The 15,723-nt window shown below is 60.0% G+C and carries 17 protein-coding genes and 2 pseudogenes; 6 read left to right on the top strand and 13 right to left on the bottom strand.

The features are described 5' to 3' along the window. Window positions 1-90: 90 nt before the first annotated feature. Genes SO139_RS25490 through SO139_RS25480 form a run of 3 tightly spaced genes read right to left on the bottom strand, consistent with a single transcriptional unit; the run spans window position 91 to window position 4,166 of the window. Window positions 91-3,501, bottom strand: a complete 3,411-nt coding sequence (locus SO139_RS25490) for a hypothetical protein (protein WP_498540774.1) — start codon at window positions 3,499-3,501, stop codon at window positions 91-93. Next, window positions 3,502-3,918 (bottom strand): hypothetical protein, encoded by a 417-nt coding sequence (locus SO139_RS25485; RefSeq protein ID WP_439371383.1) that lies wholly within the window; start codon window positions 3,916-3,918, stop codon window positions 3,502-3,504. Next, on the bottom strand, window positions 3,915-4,166 hold the full coding sequence (locus tag SO139_RS25480) for a type II toxin-antitoxin system Phd/YefM family antitoxin (RefSeq protein ID WP_439371382.1): 252 nt from the start codon (window positions 4,164-4,166) through the stop codon (window positions 3,915-3,917). Before SO139_RS25480 ends, SO139_RS25485 begins: the two co-directional genes overlap by 4 nt. A gap of 165 nt (window positions 4,167-4,331) precedes the next feature. Between SO139_RS25480 and SO139_RS25475 the strand changes: the two genes are divergently transcribed. Next, on the top strand, window positions 4,332-4,937 hold the full coding sequence (locus tag SO139_RS25475) for a hypothetical protein (RefSeq protein WP_498540773.1): 606 nt from the start codon (window positions 4,332-4,334) through the stop codon (window positions 4,935-4,937). Window positions 4,938-5,028: 91 nt separating this feature from the next. Here the strand turns inward: SO139_RS25475 and SO139_RS25470 are convergent, their stop codons facing one another. Both SO139_RS25470 and SO139_RS25465 read right to left on the bottom strand, forming a co-directional pair. After that, on the bottom strand, window positions 5,029-5,517 hold the full coding sequence (locus SO139_RS25470) for a hypothetical protein (protein ID WP_498540772.1): 489 nt from the start codon (window positions 5,515-5,517) through the stop codon (window positions 5,029-5,031). 22 nt (window positions 5,518-5,539) lie between these two features. Beyond that, window positions 5,540-5,944: a hypothetical protein gene (locus SO139_RS25465; RefSeq protein ID WP_498540771.1), complete on the bottom strand. Its 405-nt coding sequence runs from the start codon at window positions 5,942-5,944 to the stop codon at window positions 5,540-5,542. Between the two features lie 280 nt (window positions 5,945-6,224). On the opposite strand from SO139_RS25465, the gene SO139_RS25460 reads away from it, so the two are divergent. Then, a complete protein-coding gene (locus SO139_RS25460; protein ID WP_498540770.1) occupies window positions 6,225-7,190 on the top strand; it encodes a DUF2971 domain-containing protein in 966 nt (321 codons plus the stop codon). A 200-nt stretch (window positions 7,191-7,390) separates the two neighbouring features. Here the strand turns inward: SO139_RS25460 and SO139_RS25455 are convergent, their stop codons facing one another. From SO139_RS25455 to SO139_RS25435, 5 genes and pseudogenes are all read right to left on the bottom strand, one after another. Continuing rightward, window positions 7,391-7,864 carry a hypothetical protein gene (locus tag SO139_RS25455; RefSeq protein WP_498540769.1) on the bottom strand — a complete coding sequence of 158 codons (474 nt, stop codon included), beginning with the start codon at window positions 7,862-7,864 and terminating at the stop codon, window positions 7,391-7,393. A gap of 7 nt (window positions 7,865-7,871) precedes the next feature. Continuing rightward, entirely contained in the window at window positions 7,872-8,699 is an 828-nt protein-coding gene (locus SO139_RS25450; RefSeq protein ID WP_498540768.1) for a RusA family crossover junction endodeoxyribonuclease, read from the bottom strand. Window positions 8,700-8,813: 114 nt separating this feature from the next. Beyond that, window positions 8,814-9,538: pseudogene (locus SO139_RS25445) on the bottom strand (SOS response-associated peptidase). Between the two features lie 3 nt (window positions 9,539-9,541). Beyond that, window positions 9,542-9,991 (bottom strand): hypothetical protein, encoded by a 450-nt coding sequence (locus SO139_RS25440; RefSeq protein WP_498540767.1) that lies wholly within the window; start codon window positions 9,989-9,991, stop codon window positions 9,542-9,544. 45 nt (window positions 9,992-10,036) lie between these two features. After that, on the bottom strand, window positions 10,037-10,432 hold the full coding sequence (locus SO139_RS25435; protein WP_498540766.1) for a hypothetical protein: 396 nt from the start codon (window positions 10,430-10,432) through the stop codon (window positions 10,037-10,039). A 145-nt stretch (window positions 10,433-10,577) separates the two neighbouring features. Here SO139_RS25435 and ku point away from each other — a divergent pair, with 145 nt between their 5' ends. Both ku and SO139_RS25425 read left to right on the top strand, forming a co-directional pair. Continuing rightward, window positions 10,578-11,510 carry a non-homologous end joining protein Ku gene (gene ku / locus SO139_RS25430; protein ID WP_498540765.1) on the top strand — a complete coding sequence of 311 codons (933 nt, stop codon included), beginning with the start codon at window positions 10,578-10,580 and terminating at the stop codon, window positions 11,508-11,510. A 116-nt stretch (window positions 11,511-11,626) separates the two neighbouring features. After that, window positions 11,627-12,259: a cell envelope biogenesis protein TolA gene (locus tag SO139_RS25425; RefSeq protein ID WP_498540764.1), complete on the top strand. Its 633-nt coding sequence runs from the start codon at window positions 11,627-11,629 to the stop codon at window positions 12,257-12,259. Window positions 12,260-12,347: 88 nt separating this feature from the next. Here the strand turns inward: SO139_RS25425 and SO139_RS25420 are convergent, their stop codons facing one another. Beyond that, window positions 12,348-12,551 carry a hypothetical protein gene (locus tag SO139_RS25420; protein ID WP_498540763.1) on the bottom strand — a complete coding sequence of 68 codons (204 nt, stop codon included), beginning with the start codon at window positions 12,549-12,551 and terminating at the stop codon, window positions 12,348-12,350. 353 nt (window positions 12,552-12,904) lie between these two features. Next, window positions 12,905-13,825, bottom strand: a complete 921-nt coding sequence (gene ligD, locus SO139_RS25415; protein ID WP_498540762.1) for a non-homologous end-joining DNA ligase — start codon at window positions 13,823-13,825, stop codon at window positions 12,905-12,907. Window positions 13,826-13,929: 104 nt separating this feature from the next. On the opposite strand from ligD, the gene SO139_RS25410 reads away from it, so the two are divergent. Then, window positions 13,930-14,118, top strand: a complete 189-nt coding sequence (locus SO139_RS25410; protein WP_442546394.1) for a DUF3606 domain-containing protein — start codon at window positions 13,930-13,932, stop codon at window positions 14,116-14,118. A gap of 25 nt (window positions 14,119-14,143) precedes the next feature. On the opposite strand, the gene SO139_RS25405 is transcribed toward SO139_RS25410, so the two are convergent. After that, window positions 14,144-14,422, bottom strand: coding sequence for a hypothetical protein (locus SO139_RS25405; RefSeq protein ID WP_498540761.1), 279 nt, complete (start codon window positions 14,420-14,422; stop codon window positions 14,144-14,146). 577 nt (window positions 14,423-14,999) lie between these two features. Here SO139_RS25405 and SO139_RS25400 point away from each other — a divergent pair. After that, window positions 15,000-15,653: pseudogene (locus SO139_RS25400) on the top strand (ArdC family protein); the annotation flags it as partial. Window positions 15,654-15,723 lie beyond the last annotated feature (70 nt).

The raw sequence follows: 15,723 nt of genomic DNA, 5'->3' as shown, positions 1-15,723 counted from the left end.
CCTCGGCGCACGCCCGATTCCGGCAGTGCGCCTTCTTCATCCGCTCCATGCAGCGCTGGCGGTCTGCCGGCTTTCGCTCCGACAATCCCATCACTCCGGTTTCGGGAGCAGGTCCAGATAACTGCCATCGCCCAAGGACGCCATGTAGCTGATCGTCTCCGCAGCCAACGAACGTCCCTTGCTGGAGCCGCTCGCGATCCCGTTCTGCAAGATCAGACGTACTTCCGCCTGCTGGGTCATATAGACCCACCGATCGAAGCGAGAGTTCTTGGCAAGAGCGGCGAGGACCTCGACAGCATTTACTGGATGATCGGCGGAGAGCTTCGCCAGATGCCGCAGCACGCTATAGGGTTCCGAAGGCGCAAACCCGCTTGCCGCCATCGCCAGCACCTGGTCCATCAGCCACGGACCATTGATCTTGCCATGGATGAAGAACTGTCCGATTGTCCCGATCTCCTCGCGAAAGTAGTCCGGGTTTGACGATGCCTTGGCGGCCGCGAGCCTTCGGTCCCAGTAAGAATACGCGCGCGCTCGGAATGGCTCGGGAAATTGATCCGGCGGTTGTCCAAGCTGTGTCCCAAGAAACCACATCGCGCTTTTTCGTGCGCCAGCCGGTGCGGTGTCCCAGAACAATTGGAACACCTCCTCTGGCAACGCCGACCAGATGTAAAGGACGACGAGGTAATGCGCTAAACGTTCTTCGACATGGGTGCGATCGTCCGGGCCGTCATCGGCGCTGAGGCGGCCGATTTCGGCGACGTAACAATCGCGCATATCCGCAGCCAGATCCTTGATGGGGCCGCTATCGTTGGCGAGATGCGAGATCCAGGTCGCATCACGCAGCGACAGATCGCTCCCAGGCAATAGTTCAGTGATGTGTCGACGGACCCAGGCCTCGTCAAAAAAGGACAGCCAGTTCAGATAGCGTCCGATCACAGCGCGGGGAACGCGGCCCGTCGGCGTGTCGTCGGCCAATTCGGCTTCCAGGATCGCTCGCAATGCCGGAAGTTTCTCAAGCGTTGCTCGCGGCGCCTGTCCGATCGGACGGCTATCGTCCTTGCTGAGCCAGAACAGCACGAGGACGACGAGCTCGACCGCCATGCCGCGCGCTGTGCCTTGCGCTGCGAAAAACGGCGAACTCCGATAGCTCTCCTCGAATGACGTGGTCTCCGGCAGGCGCGGCGCCTGGCGATAAAACGCGGATACCAGCCGTGTGACCAGCTCTGCATGCGCGAACGGAATGCCCTTTGCGCCTTGCCGTAATCCCGATGCGAGGAGCGCGGCTGCGGCTTTCACGCACCACGAGGTATCCACATCGTCGCCTTCTATGCCGCTTGGCACATGCTCCGTTGGCTGGATGACGTTTGCGACCAGCGACACTGCGCCGTCCCAGTCCAGGGACTTCCGGTTATTGGATGCGTTCTCCAAGCCTTCCAGCACTCTGCGAACATAAAGCAATGGAAGCCCGGCGAAGCGCGGCGCGTTTGCTGAATAGAGCGCGGGATTTTCGCCAGCAGCCAGCCGCAGCCCCTGCGCCAGTGCGGTCATGGTCTGACGCTTTTCTTCTGGTGACGGACGCCATGCCTGGAGGAAGGCGATGATCTCATCGATGGGCGCTGCCTGAAAATCGGGAGCCTCTGGCGGTGGCGCCTCCGGCTCGTCAAATCCCCGCCGCCACGCGTCGGGATCGCCAAGCTCCTTGACGGCCGCCGTCACTTGCGCTTGCCGGTCCTCGGGCAGCACCGAGCGCCAGCCCCACAGAATGTCACGCACCGCCGAAAGCCGAAACAACCGCTCGTCTTCGGCTGTGACCGGCCTCTTGCTCTGGGCCTCAAATCGCTGCTTCCATCCTCCGATGTACTTATCCGGAACGCTGTCTACACATGCCAGCACACGCTGCTGCATCGCCGGTGGCAGCGAAGGAAACCACGCCTGTGCCAGCGCGGCATATTCTGTGCTGCACCAGCTTGCTTCGATCAAATCGGCGTCGGTGAGGTAGCGCTCGGCCAGTTCGGGTGCGCGATCGGCATAAAGCGACAGAATGCGAAGCGCCAACCGCACGAATATCTTCGCGGGATGGCTAGTGATTTCCAGGATGACCTGCTGCATGCACGAAGGGGCGGTCTCGATCGCAAGCTTTGCCGCCTGGATAATTCCGCCGACTAGGGCGTCAATGACGTCATGCTTGACACCGTGCTCGGAGATCTGCCCCGACAGGTAATAGGTGTAGTCAGACGGTGGATCTTCGCTGAACTTGCCGCTAATTCGCATCGCCTGGTCTAGAAGGCTGCACAACAGACCAACGGCTTCAACGCCGCACGCGGGAGCCAACGCCTTCACCGTGTCCGGCAGGAAGTGCTCGTACATGTGCTGGCCGAACAGCGTCGCAAGGCGCCCGCCGTTGTCGAAGACCTGAAACAGCACGCGCGCGACGCGCAGCGCCGCAGCTCCATGGCCAGCTAGCGCCAGCCGTCGCAACAGGTCATGTGGCGCTTGCGCCATAACGAACCGGGCATCGCGCGATAGCCACGCCTCGGCTAGGTCCACCAATGGCACCGCATCATCCGCAGGCAATGCCGCCAACACTTCAACGCCCAGCTGCTGCACATCGACGTGCTGTGAGGTGCTGACACCACGCAGCGCCTGAACGACCTGGCTCCGCACCCCGGGGTCTTCCGAGCCCGCCATGCGCACTAGGTAGCGGCCTGCAGGCCACTGCCGCAGCAGCAGCCCATCACCCGCGTCGTCGTCGGCCGGCAATGTCGGCCCCACCAAGAGATTCTCGGCCGCCAAGTGAGGGAGCCAGTCCGCGGTCTGGAGCTGGTTGAAGAAATGCCACAGCAGCGGCAACGCACTGGGTATTTCTTTGACGAAGCTCTTCACCGCCGCTGCGCGATCTGCCATCGCGACGAGCTGGTCAACGCGTTGCATGAAAGCGGCATATCTTCCCTGCAGCGCGATCATCAGCCCGCGGACGACCGTGTCGAATGGCTGCTGCCATTCGAGTCGAAACTCTTCATCGACGACCAGAGACCGATAAAAATCGCGGCGATGAGCCTCGCCATGGGCCTGTGCAATCGAGATCCATGCCCGGGCAATATCGCCGTCTGCGCCGAGCCCGAGACGCTTGACGATCGCCTGAATCTCCTCCTTGTGGCTGCGGCGCGGCTGCAATTTTTCAACGGCGCGGTTGACGGCGTCATCCTTGAAGCCGAGCGCGCGCAGTTGCTTCCTGGCCGCCTTCAGCCGCGCTTTGTCCTCGGTCGTCGCCTCAAGAGCGACACCTATTGGCCCTGCCAGCGTCTGCCGCAGGACTGAATCGAGCTCCCGTATGGCGTGGCCAGCTACCGGAACGGATACGCGAAGCGGGATCGCGCCCGAAGCCACGCGGCAAAAATCGACGTAGCGATCGGCGATACCCTTGCCGAGCATTTGCCGCATCAGCGATGCCGTGTCTTGCTGCTCTGGTGAGAGAACGCCTCTCTTGGTGGGCTCGTTCATCTAACGCTGTCGGTTGACGCCCCGTGTTTTGGCGCGGCGGGAGATAAATTCCCTCATCAAGGGCAGAAAAAACGCCTTGCTGAAATGGCCAAGCAGCGGCTCCGGTTCAAGATAGAACGACTGGCCGATGACATCCTGATTGTACTCATCAAGAATGATCCAGAGCCGCAGCGTGGCATCAAGCCCTGCGCGACGCTTTTCCATTTCTGGAATTTCGGCGGCGAAACGATCGGAAGAGGGCGGTTGGCTGGTGATTGGAAACAGCACCAGGACATCCTCGCCCTTCGGTCGGGCAATTCGCACACCCACAGCCACCGGACGATGCTTGCGGCCTTCGGTCTCCCCGCGCTCGGCCTCACGTACCCAGAGATAGGGAAAGCGGATGACACATCCGGTGCGAAGCTCGTCCTGGCTCACGTGTCATCACCGTCCCGCTCGTAGGCATCGACCGCACGCTTGACGTCTTCGAACAACTCGTCAGGCATCGTTTCAAGCCGGCCGGACATCCGGGTGTCGGCTCTGGCCGTGAGCCTGCGGTAGTCCTCGATGCTGAGCAGCACCAGGCGCGGCTTGTTCCGCTGGGTAATAGTAACGGGCCGTCGCAAGGCTTCGGCGATGATGTCGCCTGATTTCCGGGACAGATCGCTCGTCGAATACTCGGTCATGCATCAATCTCCAGCATTGCTGTAATATACAGCATTGCTGTAATTTACGCAAGTCGGCAAGCGCCGCGATACGTAGAAGTTTAGCCCCTATTTCGGGGGCGCACTGCATGTCTGCTTTTCAGCGGAAAGGCGATGCTACAGCGATTGGTCATCGGAGGAGAGCAAATGGATTTCGATGGGAACGTAAGGAGAATTACTGCCGTCCATGAGTCAGGTCATGCCGTTGCCCGCGTTCTATCGATAGGCCGCGTCGGCATCACCAATGAAAACGCCATCCGTTGGATAGAAATGGACGAAGGCACTCCACACTGCTCCGTGTTCGAACTACCGCTTGGTATGCCCGGGCTTAAGGAGTTTGGTGAGCGCGAAGGCATCAGGGAAGGCGTCCGGTGGACGGTGGACGATTGGCGCAAGCTATTTTCTTTTATGCGCATCGATCCATTGGAGTGGGCGAGCCTGCGGCTTTTGGAGCTTACTGCCGGAGCAGCGGCACAAGGAAAATTTACAGGCGCTTCCTTCGGCTTGGTTTGGCATGATTACGGGTGCAGCGATGACCGTCAAAACGTCATTGAGACTTGTCAACGGATCGGCTTGAACGGATCAGAGGCAACAAGGCTCTTCGCAGAGCGAGCCGAAGAAGCGTGCAACTTAATGGATAGGACCGACGTGTGGCGGGCGGTGCTAACCTTAGCGGAACGATTGCCAACCAGCGGCCGAATGCCGGGCGATACCGTTGTTTCTATCGTTCAAAATTCATTGCGTGCCTTGTGAGGGAGATGCATCCCGAGCAAACGGTCACGAACCTGCGCTTTTTCAGGACTACACGCCCCGAAGTGAGCTGCATCATCACGACAGAATGCGCCTAGAGCTGACGCACCAGTCCTTCCCAAAAGTTATAAACGCCGGCTGCGCAAGCGTCGAACGATGCCGCAGGCTCGCCCTCAATGGCGACCATGTTCGGAGTGCTCAATCTCAACGTTCCACTTAGGGCCGCGCCTCCGCTCAATGTGGAATCTACGATGAAGGTGTTGGCGCTACGGGTCATCGAAGTCGAAGAATGCGTCAGCGCCACATGCTTCGAGGAGTTCGCAATATCCCGAATGAAGCCTGCATTCGGAACTGCGTTCCGCACTTCACTCCACACGTCTGACTTTTTCTGAAACGTGACGCCAAGAGCGGCCTCCGCTTTGGCCTTATCCAAATTAAATACCCATTCATGCATATGGAAAAGCGGAGCGGCGGTATTGTAGACGAGCTGAAACGTACTTGGCGAATTGGCGAACGCTAAATAGTTCGGCTTAAGGACCTGGTCGAAGTAGTCCTTCGAGGACCTGAGCTTGCTGATGGTCATTTGGTTCCGAGTTTCTTCTTGGTCACTTTGGGCTAATCGCATAAGTGCAATGATACTTGTAAGTGACGTGGCCGAGAAAGTCCTTGTTGCTGCTTTCAGAAACCGCCATTGAAACCGCACAGCCGGGATACTGCTGTTCGTAAGTTTTGCGGTTTGGGCCACAGATTTCTTCTTGGTTGTGGCCACCGCCCATCTCCGGCGAGTCATACGCAGGTAGACTTGCCGGGCAATTAGCTTTCGGCGGTGCCGGAGCGACTGGACCCGGTTTCGGCTGATCGCAACTGACCAAGCTGCACCAGGCCTCCTTGCCTTTACCGAGAGCAGCCAGCAGGAGGCCGACCGCTACAATCAAACCCGTGGCGACCGCGAGCCAACTCTTTATGCTTTTTGCCCAATTGGGCCAGTCCTTATCGTCGCCTTCCGCCATCGCCACTCCCACAGGTTGAACTCGATCCTAACTTCCCCTTCGTTTTTGGCAACCAAGATGACAGCGACTTCAACGACGCGCGCTGGCCCCCATCGTTGGCACTCGAGAGTAGTGCGATCCGATGCCAGCGCCCGCCTGGTCCGAAGGGCTACAATAAGATGTCCCCTGACCATGAATGTCGATTTCGGCGGAGGCTTCTCAAAGGGCCGGTGTAGAAGCGACTTATAGTCCGTCATTGATTCGTAACACAAACCTCCAGACGGTTGGGCAAGAGCAAGCAATGGCAAGGAAACCGAGCATTCCGAGGCGGCTGTTCAAATACCGCGTGTTCAATAATCTCACGCTGGATATCATCATTGCCGACAATCTGTTCTATGCCGATCCAACCACGTTCAACGATCCGCTCGATACCCGGCCCTCGCTCAACACTGATCTTCCCGCTCCAGACCTTGAGCGTGGATTGCGCAAGTTCGTCGAGCGGCGCGTGGGCGCCGAGATGAAGGCTGCGGCCAAAACCATCCGATATAAAGGTCCTAAGACCCTGGATCACATCAGCCGACTGAGCCGGTCGCAGGCAGATCAAGTCATTTCTGAAGTCAACTATAACGCCGGCGACCCAAGTTACGAGATGGCGGATCCTCTTCAATATCTGCTTGGCCGCCAGCTCGAAAAAGAATTGCTGCTGCAATATGACAAGGGCATTGTATCTCTGGCCCAACGCGTGACCTGCCCGCTGATGTGGAGCCACTATGGCGACCAGCATCGCGGTGTCTGCATTGGCTATTCGGTACCATCAGAAGCGCAACCCGATCTCCACAGGGTCAAGTACGGCGGCAAGCGGCTTGTCGACGCCAGCAAGGTCCTGGCGATGCTCGATGGCGATAAGGGCGCTGGTCTTCAGGTCGACGAGGCAGTCCTGTTGCGAAAGGCGGCAAGTTGGCGGTACGAGCAGGAATGGCGTCTCATCGGAGAGCGCGGTTTGCAAAACTCTCCGCTCGAGCTCGAAGAAATCATCTTCGGAATGCGTTGCACGGAGGCGGTGAAATATGCCGTCGTCGCTGCCTTGGATAACAGGGCGCATCCCGTGCGGTTCTATGAAATGCGCGAGCTCCATGGGACCTTCAATCTGAAAAAGGTCCCGCTGGAAGACGGAGAGATGAGGGCTTTTTTTCCGAGGCGGGCTCGCGACATCCACGAAGCATTCGAGTCCCTCGCCGATGCCGACAGCAGAGACAGAGGCGAATGATTGGTTGCCGAAGCGCTAAGGGTGCTGAAAGCCGGTTAAAAGAAGATGGCGGATGATGGTGTCCTGATGGATGACGCCGAGCTTTTTGAAAAGCTGGTTGAGCGCTGCCGCGAGCTTGAGCGCCGGGCGAACGGCGGATCGTAGCGAGGAGCACTCTTTACGGTGGCTGCGGCTGTCCTCTCAATTCTAGCCAAGCATGCTCACCACATCCGCGAAATTCGCCGCCGAATCTGCGAAGTCTCCTCGAGATGCTCGGTCCATCGCCTGATCTTGACATCAACCCGCTCCATCAGGTCGCCCTCGAAGTTCGGCTGTGCTGTCATGGACACGCTCACGAATCCGGCTTCGCCGGCGGGAGCGGGGGGAAGCTGCCACACTTCATATCCCGTGACGCCCGCCTTGCTGCCTTTCGGCGGCTTGGGCTCGGCGCTCCACCGCGCCGCGAGCTCCGGGACTACCCGGGCCATCTCCTCGAAGTCCACCGTCCATACATGCGCAGAGACCGTGCTGAATCTGGCAACGATCCTGGGCAACAGGTAGTCCCTGACGATGTTGTCGAGATCATGCTGAGTGCCGGGGGGCGTCGAGGCATTCGGCTGCACAATGACTTGCAATCCGACCGAGACGACGAGTGGCCGGATCAGCCAGCCCCACCGTCGTTCGAAATCATCCAATGCGGCGTCAATCCGCGTCCTGAAAGCGCTGGACTCGCCCGGCCGGACCGGGAGCTCGCCGAGCTGGATGCGAAGACTGGTCTGCCGGACGACACCGGGCCACAGGGCGAGGTTGGACTGCATGAACGGCCCTTTCGGCCGTCCATAAAGCCAGGCGAGGACTGGAACGGTGAGCGCGGACGGGCCAAGAAAAGCGCGTTGCGCGTAGCCCGCGTCCTGACTTGATCATCGCTTCGTAGAGCTCGTCGCCGCTGCTTGCACGCGTCTCGGCTTCATGCTCGATCAGGCGCCTGAAACTTTCGATCCATCCGTGATCCCGCTCGTTATGAAGAGGGTGGTCGGCATCCTTTTCATCAAACGCGTGCGTAGCCTGGGCGGCCAACTCGATATCATCGACCATGCTCGACATGCTGCGCGCGGCGATAGTAATTGAAGGCCGGGTTTCGCCATGTGCGCAGGACACCGAGAGGGCCTGAATCTGCGAGTCATCCCGGTACAGGCGTTTCTGTTGCCAATCCTTATCGTCGACTCCCTGTTTGCCGAGAAGATCCAGCAGGTTCTTTACGATGGAATGCACCTGCGGCGGCGTCTTATGTGTGGTAGCCAAGCGAATCCTTAGCGCAATCGGGCCGCGCAATGCCGTTCGCTTCGTCTCTGCGAGCTGCTCGGCAACTTGGTTCTGAAACGCCGCCCGCTGCGACGGAGACATCTTTTTCGACCGAGGCTCCACGTCTTCGATGATGAGAAGCACTCTCTTGCGCCGTCGCATGCGGTAGCGTGCGAGCTTGCCCGCGGGAGTCTGCAAATAGCTCTGAATCTGGCTTTCGCGATTCATTTTGCGTTGGCAGGACCATAAAGACGGCCAACATAGCCGATCTCGAGTGGATGAGAAGAGCTAAGGATCCAGCCTTCGAGCGCAAGATCTTCGCCCGGTCATCGTGCTCAATCGTCACATTGCTGGCCCGCCCGTATCTTCCTTGACGCCGCGGGCGACGATCCGAAGCGTTCCGTCGGCGAGCGACCGCTGTAGCTTCAGGGGCTCGTCCAGCGGAGCCGTCATCCAGATCTCGACCTCTTCCGGCTTCGTCAGGATCACCGGCATCGCCTTGGGGTGGACGGCGCCAACCTCGGCGTTAGGCTCTGTTGTAAGAAACGCGAAGAGGTCGTTGGTGGTTTCGCCTTCCTTGACCTTCCGCACGGACGTCCAGTCGGTCCAGATGCCGGCGAAGCAGGCGAGGGGGCGGGCCTCATCGAGCGCGAACCAGATATCGCCGCCCTCGGCCTTGTTGAATTCGCTAAAGGAGTTGAACGGCACCACGCAGCGGTTTTCGGCTCCTAGCCATCTCGTCCAGTGTTGCTCTTCACATTGCGGATGTTGGTCGTGCCGCCGTCAGGCTCCATTCGAAGCAGTTCCTTGAAATCGACCGTCTTGCCCTTAGCCTGCAGCTTCTCGGCTCGTTTCTTGGTGGCGTCCATCAGCGCCTTTGATGACGATGGCATCCCCCAGCGCGCCGTGGCGAGCTTTCGGCCCTCGGCTCCGTTGCGCACGATCGGTGCCTTGTAGTCCGGAAACACGCCGGGCATCGGCGCCAGATTGCCGACGTATCGGTTCACGACGCGAAACAGCGCGCTGATGGCGGCCTGGTTTGTCGTTATCGAATAAAGATAGCACATCGGTCAGGATTCGGTTTTGGCGTGGCGAGGCTGCCAACCCAATTGTAGCAGAGTCGCAGACGGACGCCGGCCCGCCTTGGCGCATTTGCGGCAGCGTAGCCGGCTTGCGAGATCATGCACGAAGGTGGTTGGCGGGTGCTTCATCGCCGCTAGGTCGACGTCGCTCGGCGTCTTGCAGCGCGTGCACCTGATCTCGAGCCAGGGGAAGCCTCCGTTCACGGCCTGGTCGATGGTGGGCGACGGATCGATCGGTTCGCCGTCGCTCCACATGCGCTCATTCCAGCTTTCGCAAAGCAGTCTGTCAGCTTGCTGGATCATGGCCTCACCCTTGGCCCGTATCTCTGCCGATTGAGCAGCAAGCATGTTGGCCATCGCGCGCGCCTTGCCGAGCTCTTTTGTCAGAGCCTTGCGATCGCCGCCCGACAGGGGCGTGGGGTGATACTTCGGGGCCATCCAGACATCCAGGCGCCAAGAGATCGGAACGGCAATCCGGAGCGGTTACGGCGCCTCGAACGCCGGCCAGCACCCGTCTTCTTCATGCCTGCCTGTGCGCTGCTGGCAGGTGTTGTCGAGCAACCGCTGCGCCACGTCCTTCCAGACCGCGTTCTCGCCATACAATCGGAGTGCATCGGCCTTCTGGATTTCGACTATTCGCTCGCAGCGGCGGCAGATCACGCGGAGGACGTGGCGCTGAATGTCGGAAAGACGTCGCTGGCGGATCTCGGTTGCGGTCGTGCCGGCGCGAGGATCTTTGAGCACCGAGTCCCAGTATTCGGCCGGAAGCGGTGCATCCGGAGCCGCAGCGGAAGGTGTCGGTCTGCGGGCGGCCTCGGTGGCCAGCTTTTCCATCTGCTTCGGGGTCGGCATGCGCCAGCTCGCGGGTCGGTCGATCATGCCCGAATTAGAACATAACAAGAACAAATGTCGAGTCCGTCCGAGGGCTACCTGAGAAAAAATCGGCCTATTGGACGGGCCGCGATGTCGGAACCAAGGCGGGTCGTTCGTCTTGAATCCGGCATCAGTAATGGAGTTCCCCGCGATGGCCCCGCGCGCCAACTGGAAAGGCTTCCTACGTCTTTCCCTCGTCACCTGTCCGGTTGCGCTCTATCCGGCCACGTCGGAATCCGAAAAGGTCTCGTTCAACCAACTGAATCGAAAGACTGGCCATCGGATCAAGTACGCCAAGGTCGACGCCGACACCGGCGAGGAGGTCGACAACGAGGACATCGTCAAGGGCTACAAGGTTGATACCGATACCTTCATCGAGGTGACCAAGGAGGAGCTTGAGAACGTCGCGCTGGAATCGACGCGAACCATTGAGATCGATGAGTTCGTCGACCGCAGCGAAATCGATCCGCGATATCTCATTCGCCCCTACTACCTCCGTCCTGACGGTAAAGTCGGGCACGATGCCTTCGCCGTCATTCGGGAAACCATCCGCGAGATGAACAAGGTCGCAATCGGTCGTGTGGTGCTGACCAATCGCGAGCACATCATCGCGTTGGAGCCGCTCGACAAAGGGCTGATGGGCACGCTGCTGCGCTACCCCTATGAAGTCCGTTCCGCGGACGAGTATTTCGACGATATCCAGGATGTCAAAGTTACCAAAGACATGCTTGATCTCGCCAAGCACATCGTCAATCAAAAGGCGCGCCATTTCGAACCGGACAAGTTCGAAGACCAGTACGAAACTGCCCTCATCGATCTCATCAATCAGAAGCGCGCGGGCAAACCTATCACTGCGAAAGCGCGTCCTCGAGGCGAGAACGTCGTGGACCTGATGGACGCGCTGCGCAAGAGCATCGGACGAGACGCGACGGGCCCAGCAGAGGGGCCGAAAAAGACAGCCAAGAAGCCGCGCAAGGCGGCCGCTGGGCAGAAGGAAATGCTGATGCCGATCACCGGCAAAAAAGCGGCGAAGGAGGCGGCGGCGAAAAAGCCCGCCGCAAAGCCGCAGCGAAAGTCGGCCTAGCCTGTCGCGAATCATCCGGTGACGCTGGGACCGTCGCTACTAATATCCGGAGTGGCCGCGGTGTGCGCTCGCCTCGAAGAACCCCTGCTCGCGAGGTAGACTGAACGACGGATCAAATGATTGCGTCGGTCGGCGGGAAGCGTGCCATGGCGAGAAAACTCAAGACCTTCCAGACGTCGCTGGGCTTCTTCGATCTGGCGATCGCCGCTCCCTCCATGAAAGCGGCCCTCGAAGCCTGGGGCGCCGACAGCAATCTCTTCCACCAGGGCGCGGCCAAGGAAAGCGACGATCCAGACGTTATCGAGGCGACCATGGCTGCGCCGGGCGTCGTTCTGAAGAGACCAGTCGGCTCCAGCGGGCCATTCAGGGAGCATGCAGATTTGCCGACCAACCTTGCGGGCGGCAGCTCAAAGAAGGCAGACCGCCGTCAACCTCGGAAACCTCCTAAGCGGGCCAACGACGATGCGGCCGACCGGAAGGCCGCACTTGCTTTCGAGAAGGAGCAGAAGCGACGGGAGCGCGAACGTGCCAAGGAAGAGGCCGCCCGGCAGAAGGAGCGCGAGCGACGGCAGCACGCCGTCGACAAGGCGCAGGGTGCCTTGGACGCGGCCCGTCGCAAGCACGAAGAAAAGGCCGCTGATATTCAACAACAGTTCGAGGTCCTTGAGGAAAGCGCGCGGGACGAGGAGGCGCGTTGGGAAAAGGAGAAGGCCCGGTTGGAAGCCGCGTTACGACGGGCGCGAGGTTAGGTCTCGAAGACCATCCCGAGTCTCAGGATTAGCGCCTGCTTTGCCGCCGAGATCAGAAATCGCCATCTGAATTGCCAAGTCTCCAGTCTTAGCCGTTGCGCTCTTCCCGCAAGATGCGCTCAAGATCATCCTCGAAGATCTTCTGCGTTGTTTCGAAGAGAGCCAGGAGCTTCAAAGCTTCCGCGGTGTTTGCACCGCCCTTGCGGACCATCATTTTCTGCCTTTCGACGATCTGACGTCCTCCGGCAAGATGGCGACGGGCAAGGATTACACGTTCGGGATCATGAGACATTGGTGGCTCCTGCTGCAGGCGGGAGCGCGATTGGTCTCTCAGCCACCGGTGCCCGCGGGCAGAGTGCCTTTGCCGGTGATGGCTGATCGTACTCTGTTTCGCGAATTCGGACACTGCCCAATTCAAGCCCGTCAATGTTGCATGGCGCGTCTTGCGCAGGAGTGCTCAGACTGGGCGATCGGTTGTAGACGATCGGTCAGAGACCGCCCGTGCGGCGGCCTCATTGACCTTAGCGCGGTCCCGCCTGTCCTCCGGAGACAGTTCCATCACCGCTCGATGGAGCTCCGCAGGGATCGTCAGCGGACTATCGAGCGGCTTTTCCGCCCACTCCCAGAAGCGGTCAAAGGCATCCATTACAGATCCTCCCGAAGCCCCCTGAAGAAGGGATGGCGGACCTTCCCCTCCGCTGATTTCGCACGGTACTCTATCTCGGCCAGCAGCTTGGGCTCGACCCAGATCCCTTTGTGCGCAATCCGCTTTGCATAAGGCTGCGTCTTGCGGATCAGCGGCTTCAGACGCTTCCGAAGGTCGGCGGCTGATGCCTTGTCGAATCCGTGGTCCACCTTCCCGGCGTATATTAGATCGTCGCCCTTACGCCGGCCGACGTAGATGCCGTCCCACTTCGTCCCATCGAGTGCGAAACCGGCAATGGTCAGTGTCTCACGCTGCACGCAGGTCTTCTTGACCCAGTCATTTGTGCGTCCCGCCGGATAAAAGCTTCCCCGGACTTTCGAGACGACGCCTTCGAGGCCAAGCTTGCAGGCGTGCCCAAACATCTGGCGGCCGTCTATCTCGAAGCTTTCGCTGAACTGGATGTCGGTGCCGCCTAGGATCTTCTTGAGTTCGGCTTTGCGCTGAACGAGGGGTAGCTTCCGGATGTCGCGGCCGTTCAGATAGAGCAGATCGAACGCTACGAGCACGATGCTCTTCGATTTGCCCTTGAGCTCATTCTGCAGGACCGAGAAGTCGGTCGAGCCATCGGCGGCCGGCACCACGATCTCGCCGTCCACCACCGCCGAGTTCGCCTTGATCCGCCAGGCGTCATGAGCGACCTTCTTGAAGCGATGCGTCCAATCGTGGCCGCGCCGGGTGAAGATCTTCGCCGTCTCGTTGACCAGATGGACCTGAACACGGTAGCCGTCGAACTTGATTTCGTGAATCCAGCGCTCTCCGGACGGCACCTTCTCTATCGAGGTGGCCAGGGCCGGTTCGATGAAGCCGGGAAGAGGCGCCTTGACGCCGATAGCCGCCGGCTTTTTACGCTGAAACGCCACTGCAGAACTCCACGCTACAGCCGATTCAAATTGGCACAGTTCGAATGGTTCCGGAACCTGGGAATCCCTGTCGCGTTGCTTCGATGTCACAACAGGAGGCACCCATGGCAGTAGCGAAGAAGAGCAAGACAGCGCGCGGACGAAAGCAGGACCGGGCGCGGGTGGCCGGCGGGCAGGACTACGAAGTGCAGTACGAGGCGAAGAAGACGCGAAAGTCGGCGTCGGCGGTGAAAAAGGCTGTCAAAAAGGTCGGCAACGCACGCAAGCGCGTGGAGAAACGGCTAGGCCGCTGAGTAGTAGACTGGTCGGCGTTGCTGGTTAGTGCCGATCCTCCTCGTCAGGGAGGCATTCTGGGCAAGTATCACCAATCGAGTCCAGCACGTCGCGAACCGCGGCTTCCGCCGCCTGAGGGGATACGTCTGCTGGCGGGTCTTGACGAGCGATATCGAAGGCTCGCTCTCGCGCATGCGGATCGGCGCGATCCTGCATCCAACCGTGCTCTCCGCACTCGCGGATGGCGCCCGCCTCCTGGAGCACGTGAATCGCCCAACCGCGCATTGTCCGTATTGTCGACCTTCGCTCAATAGTCATCAGCATTGAAATAGCTCCGAATACGACGAATCCTGTAATCCGCCGTTTGTTCCGGCTGCTAGCACAAGGCTGGGATTCCCAGTCAGCAGAGGACGAGGTTTCCCCAATTCTGAGACCCCTGTGAAAATGCCGAGCGGTTCTCGCAGGGTTGCCTGCATCACGTTCGCTTAGGTCTTTGCGCGTGCGGCCAGCGCCGCACCGGGCTCTCGTGAACCGAGCCGCGTAGCGTCTCGGCCTGCGGCTTCGATCCCTCGCGCCAGAGCTTTGGTGCTCCTCGCCGGGGGCACTCGGGAAAGGGGCTCGCCTGCGGCCATCGCTATCACTGCCCCGTTCCCGGGTGCCGCTATTGAACCGGTCTCGTCGCTGCACTCGGTCCCGCGTGCCGCCTTCGGCGTCGCTATGCTCACGCTCCTGCGGGTGCCATTTCACGTAGGGCGATGCGCCCCCTGGCGCACGCCCGATCAGGGCCTCCGGCCCTGAGGCAGATGGCGAAGAGGCTGAGAGTAAGAGTGCAGGCTGGGTTTTTCCGTGACGGGTTACAAGCTGCGAGAGAGGCTCGCGGTGCCCGTCGCGGAGACCCGCGATGTCAAACCCTAATGCTTGCGCGCGCGCCGGCCAGGACCGGGCGAACCTCTACAACGAAATCACTGACAAGATCATCGCCGAGCTTGAGGCCGGACGCGTCCCCTGGGTTCAGCCCTGGGGTACGGCCGCGGCGAAAGCGCCGCTGGCCATGCCGAAAAATGCGTCGACCAACCGGCAATACAGTGGGGTGAACATCCTCATTCTCTGGGGAGCCGTGATCGAACGCGGATTCACCGGGCAAAGTTGGCTCACTTTCCGTCAGGCACTTTCGCTTGGCGGTCACGTCCGCAAGGGAGAGCGCGGAACCACTGTTGTCTACGCTGATCGTTTCGTGCCGAATGATGAGAAGCGGCGCGCCGCCGAGACCGGTGAAGACGCGAAGGCTATTCCATTCCTCAAACGATTTACCGTTTTCAACACCGATCAGTGCGAGGAACTGCCCGATGAGATTGCCAACGCAGCGCCACCACCGCCGGCTGGCCTCATCGAACCCACCGTCGACGCCTTGATCAAGGCCAGCGGAGTTAAATTTCGGATCGGTGGAGATCGGGCATTCTATGCAACAGCCGAAGACTATGTTCAGGTCCCGCCGCCGCAGGCCTACTTTGAACCCATCAACTGGCACCGCACGGCCTTGCACGAACTCGGTCATTATGCCGTAAGCGGGATTATGCCGCATGGCCGCGGTTGATGGCGGTTACGCCTGGTCTTGGCCATGCGGC

The organism is Bradyrhizobium sp. UFLA05-89 (genome assembly GCF_059803475.1).
Note: the sequence above shows the minus strand (reverse complement) of the source record. Positions and strands in the feature narration are given on the sequence as shown.